Genomic DNA, 15,586 nt, shown 5'->3' on the forward strand with positions numbered 1-15,586 from the left:
TTGGAGCGGGAAACGAGACTCGAACTCGCGACCCCGACCTTGGCAAGGTCGTGCTCTACCAACTGAGCTATTCCCGCCTGACTGCATGATGCCAGTTGCCTGACAACGAGGCGCATTATACGTACCCCGAGCCCGGGCACAACCCTTTTTTATGACTTTGAGCGCTTTTTGGGAGCGTTTGCTCAGGCTTTAAACGCCTTGGTCGAAATTCCCGCCATTCCCTGTGACCCGACGAGCGAATTTAAGATAAAGCCATTGAAATAGTTAGTCTTTAGTCAGAAACTCAAGCCGCTTAGTAACTGGATTCTCAATTGAAATTCACACCATGAAATGGATCTTCAGGCCTCGTGGGCTCAGACCGCAGCTGATGCTGGCTTTCTTCATGTTGGGCCTGGTGCCTTTCCTGGTCGTCACCCTGTTTTTCCTCTACAGCCACGGCAAGGATCTCACCACCCAGACGTCCAACCATCTGGTGTCGGTGCGCAACATCAAGAAGAGCCAGCTGGAAGACTACTTCGGCAACCTCAAGGAGCAGATCATCAACTTCTCCCAGCAGGACTTTGCCGGCAACAGTATCGGTCGCTTCTACGGTTTCACCGGGGCCTTCGAAAAGCTCGGCACCACGCCGCAGGAGGCCCGCGCCCGCGCCCAGGCCCGCTATGTGCCCGGCTCCTGGGACAAGCTGCAACAGCCGGACAGCCAGGTGGACATAGAGCCGTCCATCAGCGCCCTGATCCTCGCAGACGAGATGTATGGCCGGGTGCACCAGCGCTTTCACCGCGGCTACGCCGACATGGTGCGCAAGTCCAACTACAGCGACATCTTCCTGGTGGATCTCAACGGTGACGTTGTCTATTCGGTCACCAAGCACCCCAACTTCGCCACCAACCTGCTCTCCGGCCCCTATCAGGCCAGCGGTCTTGGCAACACCTTCGCCAAGATCAAGCGCCGCCTCGACGGCGGTCAGAAGCCCCAGCAGATCTTCGAGTTCACCGACTTTGGCCGCAACGAGCTGACCGGCCAGGTGGTCGCCTATCTGGCCGCCCCCGTGATGCAGTACGACTATGTGCGCGGCGTGGTGATCTTCGAGCTGCTCCCGGACAAGCTCAACCAGATCATGGCGGAGCGGGAGGGGCTCGGCGAGACCGGCGAGACCATCCTCATAGGCCCGGACAAGCGGATGCGCGCCAACGCCTGGCTGGCCCCCGAATTCAGTGTGGAGAACAGCTTCAGCCCCAACTTCCGGCCCCTGCAGACCCCCCTCGTCATCAAGGCCCTCTCCGGGGAGCAGGGGGTCGGCCCCTTCCTCTCCTATCACGACGACGAGGTGCTGGCCGCCTACACCCAGGTCAAGGTGTTCGACACCGAGTGGGCCTTCATCGCCGAGATCTCCACCAGCGAGGCCTATGCCCCCATACGCCAGCTTGAAACCCTGGTGATCCTGCTGGGGGCGGGCTCATTGCTGCTGCTGATCCTCTTCTCCCGCTGGCTCTCCCACTCCATCACGGCGCCCCTGCGCTCCCTCACCGCCGCCGCCGAGCAGGTGGCGGATGGCGCCCTGGAGCACCCCATCACCATACCGCGCACCGACGACGACATAGACCGGCTGGCCCAGGCGTTCCGCCACATGCAGCGCTCGGTGAAGGACAAGATAGAGCTCATCGAACGCCAGACCCAGGAGCTGCAGCAGCAGGTCAAGCTGACCCACAAGCAGAACCTCAGCCTGCAACAGGCGGACAAGCTCAAAGACGAGCTCCTGGCCAACACCTCCCACGAGCTGCGCACCCCCATCCACGGCATCAAGGGGATGGCCGAGTCCATGCTCGCCAGCCAGCAGGATCTGACCGAGGGGCAGCAGAAGCAGCTCGGCCTCATCATCAAGAGCGCCGACGGCCTGGCCCGGCTGGTGGACGATCTGCTCGACTACCACCAGATGCGCTACGGCCAGCTGGAGATCCACCCCCAGCCCGTCTCCTCCAAGGGGGTGATCCGGCTGGTGCTGGATCTCTGCCAGCACCTGGTGCAGGCCAAGCCCCTCACCCTGGTGGACATCAGCCCGGCGGAGCTGCCTCCGGTGCTGGCGGACGAACAGCGCCTCGAGCAGGTGCTCTACAACCTGGTGGGCAACGCCATCAAGTACACCCCCCAGGGCAAGGTGGTGCTGAGCGCCCTGGTGGAGGGCAACTTCCTGCGCATCAGGGTGACCGACACCGGCATCGGCATCGCCAAAGATCATCTCGAACACATCTTCGAACCCCTGGTGCAGATGAGCCCGGAAGTGAGCAAGCAGGGGGCGGGCCTTGGCCTCTCCATCACCCGTCAGCTGGTGCACCTGATGGGGGGCGAGCTGTTCGTCGAGAGCGAGCCGAGCGTCGGCTCCACCTTCGCCTTCACCCTGCCGCTGGCGAGCGGCAAGGCGGGCAGCCTGACGCTCGACAGCCGCCAGATAGAGCATCAGCTGATGCGCCAGCAGCCCCTGATACTGCCGGACTGGGAGAGCGACGATCTGCCCCCGCCCCCACCTGGCGCGCCCCTCATCCTGGTGGTGGATGACGAGCCCATCAACCTGCATATCCTCCGCCACCTGCTGCAACCCTGCGGCTACCGCATACTGCCGAGCAGCGACGGCCACGACGCCCTGGCCAAGCTGGCCCAGGAGCCGGTGGACCTCATCCTGCTGGACGTGATGATGCCGACCCTGTCGGGCTTCGACGTCTGTCGCCGGCTGCGCCAGCAGCATCCCAAGGACAAGCTGCCGGTGCTGCTGCTCACCGCCCTCAACCAGCCCAAGGAGATCGAAGAGGGCTTCAACGCCGGGGCCAACGACTATCTGGTGAAACCCTTCTGCAAGGAGGAGCTGTTTGCCCGGGTCAAAGCCCTGCTGGAGGCCAGCGCCGGCCGCGCCTCCCTGGTGGAAAATCACCTGCTCAAGCAGGAGATAGAGCACCGCCTGCGGCTGCAGGCCCAGCTGCATCAGGATCAGGAGCGGCTGCTTGCGCTGCTCGGGGAAGGGGCCGATCCCATGGTCTTCATCGACGAGCAAGGGGTGGTGCTGTTTGCCTCCCGGGCCCTGGCCCGCTTGCTGGGCCAGGAGCCGGAAGCCATGGAGGGGCTGCCGCTGGACGAGTGGCTGGCGACCCCGCTGGCGAGCCAGTGGCCCGACATGGCGGCGCGGCCGGAGCAGGATCTGAGCTTCCTGGTGGCGGGCCAGAAGGACGGGCTCAATGCCCGTGCCCTGCCCATCAGCCTGGGGGGTCAGCACGCCTTCGCGCTCACCCTCAGCACCGAGCAGCGCCAGGACGACAACAGGGTGATGGCCCTGGAGAACGCCCTCAAGAGCCTGTCGCGCCAGGCCATCATCGAAGATGGCCAGTTGCTGGGGGAACTGAGCAGGCTGGGAGGGGAGTTCAGATCGCTGGCGGACAACCTCATTCGCCAGCAGGATGACGAGCCCCTGCGCCGGGCCCTGGTGGACACCATGCGCCTCACCCTGGATACCTGGCAGCAGAGCACCGGCAAGGGCAAGATAGTGCTGGCGGAGAAGAGCAAGCTGTGGCGCGTCTACATGGACAGATCCAGCCCCCAGACCCGCACCCTCGACAAATACCTGAGCCTGGACACCCTGCCCAAGGCGCCGCGCTGGAAGACGGTGGTGGCCAGCGCCGAATACGTGCTCAAGCAGTGCCCCTTGAGCGAAGTGCAGCAGCAAAGCCTGCACCAGAGCACCCAGCTGCTGCGCCAGCTCGCCAGCCGCAAGGGCTGAGGCTCTGCTGCGATCTCGGGTGGCCTATCTTCCGTTGACGAAATGAGCCCGAGATATCGAGCAGATGACATGCCAAAAACACCACACCCGCGAATGACGCGGGTGTGGTGTTTTAGACGTTGTGCCATAGGGGCGAAGGGGCTGCTCCGGCGGTGCGACTCAGCAAGCGGTCCGGCACATCCCGAACGAGGGCATACAGCCTACCCCATGTCAGCCAACGCTCACCTCCCCCCAAGGGCGCCGGTAGCCCAACGCCCATGGGATGAGGCCTGTTCACTCAGGCCTATCCCCTGTCACCCGGCTTATGGCTTCAATTCTCTATTCACCTGGGCGAAGGATTTGGGCCAGGGCTGTGCCTTCCGCAGAGCTGGCGACAGCTGGCGAATGGCTGCCTGCGCCTGGCTCAGGCCGACATAATCCCCTTTCAGCACCACATACCAGGGACTGCCATGGTAGTTGGTGCGATAGATCCACACCTGATCGGCGAGCCGATTGACGCGCACAAACTGCGCTACGGCATCCAGACTGCTCGCTCCCATCAGCTGGATGCTGAGGTGGGTGATGTTCTTCTGGTGCAGGACGCTGGCGGGCGTCAGGTTGACCTTGCCGGATGCCTTGCCTTGCGGCTCGGGCACGGTAGCTGGTTTAGACTGCGATTTCGCTGCCGGCTTGGACACAGGCTCCGGGGCAGGCGTGGACACGGGCTCGGGGATGGCAGGCTCGACCTCAACCAGAGGCGCCGAGGGGGCAGGTATTGGCGGCTCAGGCTGCACGACGTCTTCGGCCACGATCGGCAGGGCGCCGCTGGCCGGCATACCCAGCATGGGGGTCAGCTTGCCGGCCACACCGTCGACCTGCCGTTCGATCGACTCGGGAGCAGAAGGCAGGAACCCGGTCTCAGCCGACGGGATCAACGTCGCTGCGGCGCCACTGACCTGATCCGTAGCGTCCTCCCCCACCTCGGACTCGTCCTGCCGAGCCGTGGGGCTCACATAGCTCAACATCAGCAAGCAGAGGGCGCCGGCCGCCAGACCTACTCCTATCTGGCGAATGAGAGAGGCAGGGTTGCACTTGCGCAGATGGCCTTCGGTCATATGTCCTCCTGGACGGCATGAGAATGAGGGGCGCCGGTGCGGCAGAAAAAGGTCATGGACCGGCATGGGGGCGGCCGCTCGGCGCGGCAGAAAATGGGTGTAGTCCGTGAGAGCAGGCCCGGATCAGGATGTCACCCCATGTCGCCGTTCCTCATCGCCCTGGCGGGCTTGAAGAGAAACGGGCAGGGCTCGGCCTGCAGCCACCTCGCTTGCCATTCGTTGCCTCCCATCGACGCCGAGCACCATACCGGAATCGTGCTGAACTTGGCCTGAATCCTCCCCCCATCCGGGGGCCTTTGCCCTATCCAGGGGCTTGTTTCCTCTGGCATTTACCCCAGACGATCTCCTCTGCTCCATGCGCCAGGAGAAGACACCAGCGACCCGTTTCGGGGCCAAGAGGTCGGCAGACTCGATGCCCTGCAAGCTGACGGTAAAAGGCCGCCAGCAGCCTCTGCGCCACGACCTCGTCACCGCCTGCGGTGACGAGATCACGGCCAGGTTTCCATTTAGCGCTTGATGGTCCTGGCGCTTAGTGATAGTTAAATAACCAGAAAAATCAGTCATGTCGGACACATGACCACGCCAGCGACCTCGATGCCGAGCGGCAGGGGAGCACCATCCCGGACACAGGCAAGCAGCCAGACCCTGGGGATACAGGATCAAGGAGCGATCAGTGAGGGAGAGGCGTTACCAAGGCGGGTTGCCGCGCAGGGTCATGACAGTCTTGTTATCCGCCCTCTGGGGGGGGATCTGGTGTATCGCCACCCTGGCCCATGCCGCAGCGGAGCCGACCAGCCCAGGTCAGCGCCCTGCGCTCGCCGCCAAGGCCGAGGGTTATGCCGCCGAGGCGAGCTGCCTCGGTTGTCACGACAGCCAGGTGGCCCAGTGGAAGGGATCCGACCATGCCTGGGCCATGCGCCACGCCACCCCTGACAACGTGCTGGGGGATTTCAACGACGCCCATTTCGACGAGGCTGGCGTCAAGGCCCGCTTCTTTCGCAAGGGAGAGGACTATTTCGTCAATCTCGAGGGGGAAGACGGCAAGCCGGTAGACGTCAAGATCCTCTACACCTTCGGCCACTTCCCGTTGCAACAATATCTGGTCGCCCTCTCGCGCGGCCGGCTGCAGGCCCTGACCCTGGCCTGGGATAGCCGTCCGAAAGAGGAAGGCGGGCAGCGCTGGTTCTCCCTCTATCCCGGCCAGCGCTTTGCCACCAGCGATCCCCTGCACTGGACCGGGCGTTATCAGAACTGGAACGCCATGTGCGCGGATTGCCACTCCACCGCCCTCGACAAGGGCTACGACGACAAGAACGACAGCTTCACCACCACCTGGCACGAGCAGACCGTCGGCTGTCAGGCCTGCCACGGCCCGAGCCAGAGCCATGTGACCTGGGCCAATCAGCACAAGGCGGGCGGCAGCGCCAAGGCGGCGGACGGTCACTACGGCCTGACCGTCAACCTCAAGGCCCTCGGCAGTCAGGGCCAGGTGGAGCAGTGCGCCTTCTGCCACAGCCGGCGTCAAGGGCTGGGGACCGGTCAGCAGCCGGGTCATCCGCAGCTGGATCAGAGCCTGCCCACCACATTGCGGGCCTCCCTCTATCATGCGGATGGCCAGATAGATGGCGAGGTTTACGAGTTTGACTCCTTCGTCCAGAGCAAGATGTCCGCCGCCGGGGTGGGCTGCACCGATTGTCACAACCCCCACACCACCAAGGTCAAGCTGGAGGGCAACGGCCTCTGCCTCCAGTGCCACAATCCCCAGCCCCCGACCAGCCGCTTCCCGAGCCTGCAGGCCAGGGAGTACGACAGCAAGGCCCACCATCACCATGAGCCGGGCAGCGCCGGGGCCCAGTGCGTCAACTGCCACATGCCGACCAAGACCTACATGGGGGTCGACCCGCGCCGTGACCACAGCCTGCGCATCCCCCGCCCCGATCTGGCGGCCAGGACCGGCAGCCCGGATGCCTGTACCGCCTGTCATCAGGACAAGGAGCCCGCCTGGACGGCCAAGGCCATCGACACCTGGTATGGCAAGCCCAAACGGCCCCCCCACTACGGGGAGAGCTTCCACGCCGTGCAAAGCGGCAAGGGCTCTCCCCTTGACCTGCTCCCCCCCTTGCTGGCGGACAAGAGCAAGCCCGCCATAGTGCGGGCCACCGCGGCCGAACAGCTGGCCGACCTCGGCTTGCCTGCCATCCCTGAGCTGCGTCTCGCCCTCAAGGACGACAGTGCCCTGGTGCGGGCCTATGCCGTCTCCGGCTTTGCCAACACGCCCCCCATGGCGCGACTCGACGACCTCCTCCCCTTGCTGCGGGACCCGACCCTGGCGGTGCGGGACGAGGCCATCCGGGCCCTGGCAGACATTGCGCCTGCGCACCTGCCCGCCGAGGATCGCGCCCTGTTCCAGCGCCAGCTTGCCGACTATGAGCAGCGCCTGCGTGGCAATGCGGATCTGCCGGGCGGGCGCCTCAATCTGGCGGTGCTGCTCTCGCGCCAGGGGCGCCAGCAGGAGGCGATGGACGAGTATCGCCAGGCCCTGCGGATGGATCCCTACTTCGTGCCGGCCCGGGTCAACCTGGTGACCCTCGCCAGCGCGGCCCAGCAGCTGGATGAGGCGGAAACCCTGCTGCGCGGCGGCGTCGCCCTGGACAAGATGCCCATCGCCGACCATGGCAATCTCGCCTACATGCTGGCGCTGCTGCTGGTGGAGCGGGGCAAGACCGAAGAGGCGGTCGACTGGCTGGACAAGGCCGCCGCCGAACTGCCTGGCAACGTGCGGATCCGCTACAACCAGGGTCTGCTGCTCTCCCAGCTGAACCGGCGCGAGGAGGCGCTGGCCGCCCTGCGGGCAGGGCTGGCGCAGGCGCCGGACGATCCCGACTTGCTCTACACCCTGATCTACCTGCATGCCATTGCCGGTGAACAGGAGGAAGCCTTCGGATACGTCAAGCGGATGCGCAAGGCCGCCCCGCAGGATCCCAGGCTGCTGGCCATCGAGCCCTACTGGACCAAATGATCCTCGGAATGGGGAGCATTCATACCCCATTCTGCGCCCCCCTGGCGACCTGGCCTGGCGCGAACCAGGCGTCTGCGTCAGCACTCGGCGTCACAAATGGGTAATTGAGAAACAGTAATGTTCTCACTACGATAGCGCCGAGATGCTGTGTTATGGTTGTTCAGTTGTTAACAAAAAGCTTGTTAGTCTGGATCTGACGGCTCATCGCGTCGTCCCATGGGGATGCCGTCGATGAGCGAACCTCACTCTGCCAAGGAATGGAATGGTGACGACACGCGAACAGATTACCCAGCTGGAGGCCAATGTCGCCGAGCTGGTATTCGGCCAGGCCGATACCATACGCCACGTGCTGCTTGGGCTCCTGGCCAATGGCCATGTGTTGCTGGAGAGCCTGCCCGGGCTCGCCAAGACCCGCACCGTCAAAGCACTGGCGACCCACCTAGATGCGCAGATGAGCCGCATCCAGTTCACCCCGGATCTGCTGCCCTCCGACATCACAGGGGGCGAAATCCTCCAGCAGACCCCCAGCGGCAACCGGATCAGCTTCCAGCAGGGCCCCTTGTTTGGCAACGTCATCCTGGCCGACGAGATCAACCGCTCCCCCGCCAAGGTGCAGGCAGCCCTGCTCGAAGCCATGGAGGAGCGCCAGATCACGGTGGCGGGGCAGAGCTACCCCATGCCTTCTCTGTTCATGGTGCTGGCCACCCAGAACCCCATAGAGCAGGAGGGCACCTATCCGCTGCCGGAAGCCCAGATGGATCGCTTCCTGATGAAGCTGCAACTGGACTACCCGAAGGTGGAGGACGAGATCCGCATCCTGCGCCTGATCCGGGGCGAGGATCGGCAGCAGACGGGGGAACATCCCCAACCGAGCCACCTGCCCCAGGAGGTCATCTTCGCGGCGAGGCGCGAGGTGGCGGCCATCCATGTCTCCGAGGCCATCGACACCTACCTGATGGCCCTCATCAATGCCACTCGCCACCCGGCCGACGTGGATGCCGATCTCGCCCGCTGGATCGCCATCGGCGCCAGCCCGCGGGGCGGGATCAGCCTGGACAGGGTCGCCCGGGCGCAAGCCTGGCTGTCAGGGCGCGACTTCGTCTCGCCCGATGACGTTCGCGCCGTGGTGCACCCGGTGCTGCGCCACCGGCTGCAGCTCTCCTACGATGCCGTCGCCGACGGAGTGAACGGGGATGATGTCATCGACCGGCTGCTCGACAAGGTGGCCATTCCGGCCTAAGGAGCACCATGACAGCAGAGACGGACCTGCGCTCGCCAGATGGCTTCGTATATGCCTCTCTTCCCCAGCTAATGGCGCTGGAGCACCACAGCCGCGGGCTCAGCTTCCTCTCCCGCCAGCCCCTGTCGAGCATTCTCTCGGGCGCCCATGCCTCCCGCCTGCGGGGACGCGGCCTGAGCTTCGACGAGCTGCGCAACTACACCCCCGGGGATGACCTTCGTCACCTGGACGCACGCGCCACCCTGCGTTACGGCAAACCCTTCGTGCGCACCTTTACCGAGGAGCGCGACCGCCCGACCCTGCTGCTGGTGGATCAGCGGATGAACATGTATTTCGGCTCCCGCCACTGCTTCAAGTCAGTGGCGGCGGCCCAGCTGGCCTCCCTCTGCGCCTGGATGGCGTTTCATGCCGGCGACAGGGTCGGCGGCCTGGTCTTTGGCGATGAGACCCTGGAGCATATCCGCCCCCAGCGCAGCCGCGCCCGCATCGAAGCCCTGTGCGCCGCCGTGATCCGGGCCAATCACGCCCTCCATGCCGCCCTGCCGGAGGCCGGCCAGCCGGACAGGCTAGATACGATATTGCGCCACTGCCTCGCCAGTGCCAGCCACGACCACCTCATCTGCATCATCAGCGACTTCGCCGGTGCCGGCGATCAGACCTTGCAGCTGCTGCGCCAGCTCAGCGCCCACAACGACGTGATCGCCATGCAGGTCTATGACCCCATCGCCCTGAAATTCCCCGACAAGGGCAGGATCACCATCACCCAGGGCTCGGTGCAACGGGAGCTGCAGGTGGACAAGCGCCAGGTGCATGGGCCGCTCGGCGACTTCCTCTCCGGTCGCCTGCGGGACGTGGCCGAGCTGCTGCGTCGCAGTCGGGTGCCCCTGATGATGTTCGGCACGGGGGAGGAGGTGCTGGGGCAATTGCGCCTGGAGCTCGGCCGCCTGACCGGGAGCGCGCGATGACGGCCCAGGTCCCCGACATAGCCCAGCTCAGGGAGCTGGCCATTCCCACGCCCCCGGTCAGCTATCTGCCCCAGACCTGGGGCTGGCTGCTGTTGCTGCTGATCGTCCTCTCCCTGATCCTGCTCTGGGGAGGGCGCCGCTGGTGGCAATGGCGGCGCGATCGCTACCGCCGGGAGGCGCAGGCACGGCTAGAGGCGCTGCGTCTTTCCCTCGCCGATCCCCAATCCCGTCTGGCGGCCCTGCGGGCACTGCCCGGTCTGCTCAAGCGGGTGGCGATCTCCATGCCCGGCGGCGAGGGCGCCCGGCCGCTCGGTGGCGACGCCTGGATGGCATTCCTGGCCCGCAGCGCCCCCTTCCCCCTGCCCACCCATTTTGCCGAGGATCTGTTCACCCTGGCCTATGCCCCGTCCAGCCGGGTGCTGGACATCCCCCACGGTCGCATCGATGAGATCTTCCAGCTCAGCCGACGCTGGATAGGAGAGCATCATGTGGCAGTTTGACGCCCCCTGGGCACTGCTCCTGCTGCCCCTGCCCTGGCTGGCCTACCGCTATCTGCCCCCCTATCGCGCCGCCCGCAGTGCCCTGCGCGTGCCCTTCTTCGCCGCCATGGACCAGGCCCTGGGCCAGTCTCCCCGCACCCTGGGCGGGGGGCGCTGGCAGCTTGGCCTCAACCTGCTGGTCTGGGCGCTGCTGGTGACGGCCTGCGCCCGCCCCGTGCTGATCGAGCCCCCCATTCGCCATGACAGCCCCACCCGCGACATCATGCTGGCCATCGACATCTCCCAGTCCATGGAGACCCGGGATTACACCACCCCGGATGGCCGCCAGAGCGATCGCCTGAGCGCGGTGAAGGGGGCGGTGCAGGACTTCATCCAGCGCCGCAAGGAGGATCGCCTCGGCCTCATCGTCTTTGGCACCGGCGCCTACCCCCAGGCGCCGCTGACCCTGGATCACGCCAGCCTGCAACTGCTGCTCGATGAGGTCGGCATCGGCATGGCGGGCCCCAATACGGCGCTCGGGGACGCCATTGGTCTGGCCATCAAGCTGCTGGAGAAGACCCGGGAGAGAGAGAAGGTGCTGATCCTGCTGACGGACGGCAATGATACCGGCAGCGCCATCACCCCGGCCCACGCCGCCCAACTGGCCCGTGACCGGGGGATCAGGGTGCACACCATTGGCATAGGCGATCCGGCGGCCAGCGGCGATGCCAGGGTCGACTTGCAGGTGCTGATGGAGATCGCCAACACCACGGGCGGACGCTTCTTCAGGGCCGACGATCGCCAGGCGCTGCACGCTGTCTATGCCGCCCTGGACGAGCTGACCCCCCATAGGGTGAAGACCTTCAGCCACCAGCCCAAGCGCGACCTGTTCTGGTGGCCGTTGGGGGCCAGTCTGCTGTTGCTGCTGGTGTGCCACCTCCTGGCCGCCCTGCTCGGCAGGCGCGCGCCCCCCTCCCGTATCGAGGAGGAGTCATGACGATCGATCTGGCGGCCTTCCATTTCCTGCGCCCCCTCTGGCTGCTGCTGATGGTGCCGGGGATAGTGCTGCCGCTGCTCTGGCTGCGTCGCCACGACATCAAGCGGCAGCTGCGCGGCATCATAGCCCCCCATCTGGTGGCATCCCTGGTCATCACCCCGGCCAGGGAGCGCACCCTGCACCCCATACACCTGCTGGCCAGCCTGCTGGTACTGGGGGGGGTGGCCGCCGCCGGCCCCACCTGGCAACAAGATATCCCCGATTTCCTCGACGATCGGGCCCCGCTCATCCTCGCCGTGGATCTCTCCGCCTCCATGGATGCCGATGACGTACCGCCGACCCGGCTCGCCGCCATCCACCACAAGCTGCACGACCTCGTCCAGAGCCGGGCCGGTGCCCGCACCGCCCTCATCGCCTATGCCGGCAGCGCACACCTGGTGTTGCCCGCGACCGAGGATCCGGCCCTGCTGGACACCTTCGTCCAGGCGCTGGCCACCGATCTGATGCCCAGTCCCGGCAAGGACGTGCTGGGGGTGATCGATGAGGCCCAGCGCTTGCTGGCCGCCGAGCACTCCCCCGGCACCCTGGTCCTGCTGACCGACGGCGCCGACCCCAGCCAGTTTGATGCCATCGGCAAGCGCCTCGCGGGCAGCCAGCTTCAGGTGCTGGTCCTGGCGGTAGGCAGCCAGGATGGCACCCTGATCCGCGATGCGAAGGGTCAGCCCCGCACAGGGCCTGACGGCCGCCCTCTGGTGAGCCGCTTCGACGAGGCCGCCCTCAAGGGGCTGGCCAGCGCCGCCAATGCCCCCCTGGGCAGCCTGACCCTCGGCGATGACGATCTCGACTGGATTGGGCTGCACGCCCAGCAGCATTTTCAGGCGGCCCAGGGAGATGATCAGCAGATCCACTGGCAGGATGCCGGTTACTGGCTGTGCTGGCCCCTGGCACTGATCGCCCTGTGCTGCGTGCGCCGGGGCTGGCAGGTGCACTGGCTGGGGGGCGTGTTGCTGATGCTGCTCCTGGGCGCAGCCCCGGCGCCAGCGCACGCCAACGCCCTGGCCGACGCTTTCTTCACCCCGGATCAACAGGGCCGCTGGGCCTTCGAGCAGGGCCACTACCCTGAGGCGGCGGCCCATTTCAAGGATCCCTACTGGAAAGGGCTCTCGGCCTACCTGGCCGCCGACTTCGACCTCGCCCAGGCCAGCCTGGCCCGGCTGGACACGGCCAATGCCTACTTCTACCTCGGCAACACCTATGTGAAGCTGTTCAAGTTCCCGGAGGCGATCCTCGCCTATCAGCAGGCCCTGAAGCAGCAACCCGACTTCCCCGAGGCCAAGGCCAACCTGGCGTTGGCCCGGGCGCTCCAGCAGGATCACGAGGATCAGCAGGAGGCCGGCACGCCGGATGAGAAGGCCGACCAGACCCTGGAGGACCAGACCCCATCCAAGGGCGGCAAGGCGCAACAGCAGCAGACCCCCCAGGCCAGCTCGGATCAGCTCTGGCTCGACAACCTCAGCACCTCGCCGGCCCAGTTCCTCAGGCGCAAGTTCCTGCTGCAGGATGCGGCCAGCGAGCGCACGCCGGAGCCTGCCCCATGAGAGCCCTGCTGCTCATCCTGCTGCTCGGCCTCGGCGCCCTTGCCCAGGCAGCCGAGCCCGAGGTCCGCATTCAGAGCAGACTGGTGCCCGCCGACGGCGTGAGCGTGGGCGGCACCCTCAATCTGGAGGTGGATCTGCTGGTGGACACCTGGTTTACCGCCGCCCCCGTGCTGGCGCCCCTCCAGCTGGCGGGGGCCGTGGTTGCCCCTCCCAGCAGCGAGGCCAGCCATCTGACCGAGCAGATCGATGGCAAGACCTTCTTTGGCATGAGGTTCACCTACCGCATCACCCCTCAGCTTGCCCAGACATTCGAGATCCCCCCCCTGCAGTTTCAGGTTCAGCCCGGGCAGGGCACGGGGCCGGTCAGCCTCAGCAGCCCGCCCCTGAGCTTCCAGGCCAGGGCCCTGCCTCATGGGGGCAAGACACCCCAGCTGGTCGCCAACGAGGTACGCTTCACCCAGCAGATCCAGCGCTCTCACACGCCGCTGCGGGTGGGTGACAGCGTGCAGCGTCAGCTGCGCATCGAAGCGGAGGGGGCCCAGGCCATGTTGCTGCCGGTGCCGCACTTCGCGGCGGTGAAGGGGCTCAGGCGTTATGTGCAGACCCCCAGTGTCATGGCCATGGACGACGGCCGCGGGAGCACCACGGGGGGCGTGCGCGAGGACAAGGTCACCTATGTGATAGAGCAGAGCGGCCACTTCACCCTGCCCCCCATCCGGCTTATCTGGTGGGATGCAGGCAGTGGCCAATCCCGGGAGCTGACGGTCCCCGAGGTCGCCCTGAGCGCGGCAGCTGGCACCTATCAGGCCCCCTTCTCCATCAGCGAGGATCTGCACGCCCTGGGGCAGCAGGCCCGCATCACCCTGGCTGGTAAGGGTGTGCTGCTCGCTGGCCTGGGGCTGATGGCGATCGCCCTCCTTTGGCTGGGGCGGCCCCGGCTGCAAGCCTTGTGGCGCCGCCTCCAGCGGTGGCGGGCAAGTCGCCGGCTCGCCTGGCTCGACTCCCCCGACTACGCACTTCGCCTCGCACGCACCCAGTTGCGGCAGCAACCCGCCGAGCTGGGCGGACTCTATCTCTGGGTGAGGCGGCGCAGCGGGCTGCTGGCCATTGCCCCCTTGCTGAAGAGCGGCCCGACGAGTCGCCTCCACCCTGTGCTAGCCTTCTTCAGACTCAACTACGGCCTTGACAACAAGCCCTCGGGAGAGGACGCCACCGCCGGCCTCGCCGAGGAGATAGTGCCGGCCCTCGAAGGGGCCATGATGGAAGCAACCGCTCGCCGATCCCGGCCCCATGCCTTGCAACCACTGCATCCTGGGCTGGATGAACCGGATCATCGTCGTCATACAAGGAGGTCATAATGCGTCATCCCCCCATGCTGTCGTTCATGCGCTGGTGTGCCTTGCTGCTGCTCGTACTGCCCTTGCTGGCACGGGCCGCCGATCCGCTCCCCTCCTGGCAGGATGGCCCCTCGCGCCAGGCCATCGAGGCCTTCGTCACCGCGGTGACGACGGAAGGGGGCAAGGATTATGTGGCCCCCGCCGAGCGGATCGCCGTGTTCGACAATGACGGCACCCTGTGGAGCGAGCAGCCCGCCTATTTCCAGGTGCTGTTTGCCCTGTCCGAGCTCAAGCGGATGGCGCCTGAGCACCCGGAATGGAAACAACAGCAGCCCTTCAAGGCCGCCCTGGAGGGGGATCAGCAGACCCTGGCCAAGAGCGGCATGGCGGGCCTGCTCCAGATAGTGCTCGCCACCCACAGCGGCATGAGCTCGGCACAGTTCATCCAGAATGCCCGGCATTGGCTCGACACCGCCCGCCACCCCACCACGGGGCGCCGATTCACCGAGATGGTGTTCCAGCCCATGCTGGAGCTGCTCGATTACCTGCGGGCCAACGGCTTCAAGACCTACATAGTGTCGGGGGGCGAGGTGGTCTTCATGCGCGCCTTCGCCGAGGAGGTGTACGGCATCCCCCCCGAGCAGGTGATAGGCACCACCCTCGGCAGCCGCTTCGAGGAGAAGGCGGGTCGCCTCAGCATCCAGCGTCTGCCCAAGCTGGTGCACAACGACGATGGTGTCGGCAAGCCGGAGAGCATAGACCGCATCATAGGTCGCCGCCCCCTCTTCGCCTTTGGCAACTCGGATGGCGACCTGCAGATGCTGCAATGGACCATGGCGGGGGCAGGCAAGCGCTTCGCCGGTCTGGTGCATCACACCGATGCCAAACGGGAATGGGCCTATGACAGGAACAGCAAGGTTGGGCGCCTGGACAAGGCGTTGAGTGCTGCGAACAGGGGTAACTGGACCGTCGTGGACATGGCCAGAGAGTGGCGCAGTGTCTATCCGTTCGAGTCGCTCAGGTAGAGTAAGTGCAAGTAGAGAAGGACCGCAGGATGTCTCGGGATGACGCACCGTCATCAGCTTTCCGGCACT

10 protein-coding genes and 1 tRNA gene are annotated in these 15,586 nt (G+C 65.8%); 9 read left to right on the forward strand and 2 right to left on the reverse strand.

Annotation, left to right across the window (positions count from 1 at the left end):
• Position 1: 1 nt before the first annotated feature.
• A tRNA-Gly gene (locus AC3WR3_RS20285) sits at positions 2-77 on the reverse strand.
• 248 nt (positions 78-325) lie between these two features.
• On the opposite strand from AC3WR3_RS20285, the gene AC3WR3_RS20290 reads away from it, so the two are divergent.
• Positions 326-3,763 carry an ATP-binding protein gene (locus AC3WR3_RS20290; RefSeq protein WP_492293223.1) on the forward strand — a complete coding sequence of 1,146 codons (3,438 nt, stop codon included), beginning with the start codon at positions 326-328 and terminating at the stop codon, positions 3,761-3,763.
• Positions 3,764-4,065: 302 nt separating this feature from the next.
• Here the strand turns inward: AC3WR3_RS20290 and AC3WR3_RS20295 are convergent, their stop codons facing one another.
• A complete protein-coding gene (locus tag AC3WR3_RS20295) occupies positions 4,066-4,857 on the reverse strand; it encodes an SPOR domain-containing protein (RefSeq protein ID WP_492293225.1) in 792 nt (263 codons plus the stop codon).
• A gap of 715 nt (positions 4,858-5,572) precedes the next feature.
• Between AC3WR3_RS20295 and AC3WR3_RS20300 the strand changes: the two genes are divergently transcribed.
• The 8 genes from AC3WR3_RS20300 to AC3WR3_RS20335 all read left to right on the forward strand — a co-directional run bounded on the left by AC3WR3_RS20300 (position 5,573) and on the right by AC3WR3_RS20335 (position 15,517).
• Entirely contained in the window at positions 5,573-7,876 is a 2,304-nt protein-coding gene (locus AC3WR3_RS20300) for a tetratricopeptide repeat protein (protein WP_492293227.1), read from the forward strand.
• Between the two features lie 262 nt (positions 7,877-8,138).
• Positions 8,139-9,116 carry an AAA family ATPase gene (locus AC3WR3_RS20305; RefSeq protein ID WP_492293229.1) on the forward strand — a complete coding sequence of 326 codons (978 nt, stop codon included), beginning with the start codon at positions 8,139-8,141 and terminating at the stop codon, positions 9,114-9,116.
• A gap of 8 nt (positions 9,117-9,124) precedes the next feature.
• Positions 9,125-10,081, forward strand: coding sequence for a DUF58 domain-containing protein (locus AC3WR3_RS20310; RefSeq protein WP_492293231.1), 957 nt, complete (start codon positions 9,125-9,127; stop codon positions 10,079-10,081).
• Positions 10,078-10,581 carry a DUF4381 domain-containing protein gene (locus AC3WR3_RS20315; protein WP_492293233.1) on the forward strand — a complete coding sequence of 168 codons (504 nt, stop codon included), beginning with the start codon at positions 10,078-10,080 and terminating at the stop codon, positions 10,579-10,581. The genes AC3WR3_RS20310 and AC3WR3_RS20315 overlap by 4 nt, the downstream gene beginning before the upstream one ends.
• Entirely contained in the window at positions 10,568-11,557 is a 990-nt protein-coding gene (locus AC3WR3_RS20320) for a vWA domain-containing protein (RefSeq protein WP_454008835.1), read from the forward strand. The genes AC3WR3_RS20315 and AC3WR3_RS20320 overlap by 14 nt, the downstream gene beginning before the upstream one ends.
• Positions 11,554-13,155, forward strand: a complete 1,602-nt coding sequence (locus tag AC3WR3_RS20325) for a VWA domain-containing protein (RefSeq protein WP_492293235.1) — start codon at positions 11,554-11,556, stop codon at positions 13,153-13,155. The genes AC3WR3_RS20320 and AC3WR3_RS20325 overlap by 4 nt, the downstream gene beginning before the upstream one ends.
• Positions 13,152-14,513 carry a hypothetical protein gene (locus AC3WR3_RS20330; protein ID WP_492293237.1) on the forward strand — a complete coding sequence of 454 codons (1,362 nt, stop codon included), beginning with the start codon at positions 13,152-13,154 and terminating at the stop codon, positions 14,511-14,513. Before AC3WR3_RS20325 ends, AC3WR3_RS20330 begins: the two co-directional genes overlap by 4 nt.
• Complete coding sequence (locus AC3WR3_RS20335) at positions 14,513-15,517, forward strand: HAD family hydrolase (RefSeq protein WP_492293239.1); 1,005 nt, start codon at positions 14,513-14,515, stop codon at positions 15,515-15,517. The genes AC3WR3_RS20330 and AC3WR3_RS20335 overlap by 1 nt, the downstream gene beginning before the upstream one ends.
• Positions 15,518-15,586: the final 69 nt, after the last annotated feature.

The organism is Aeromonas sp. EU05-FHT14A05 (genome assembly GCF_058791175.1).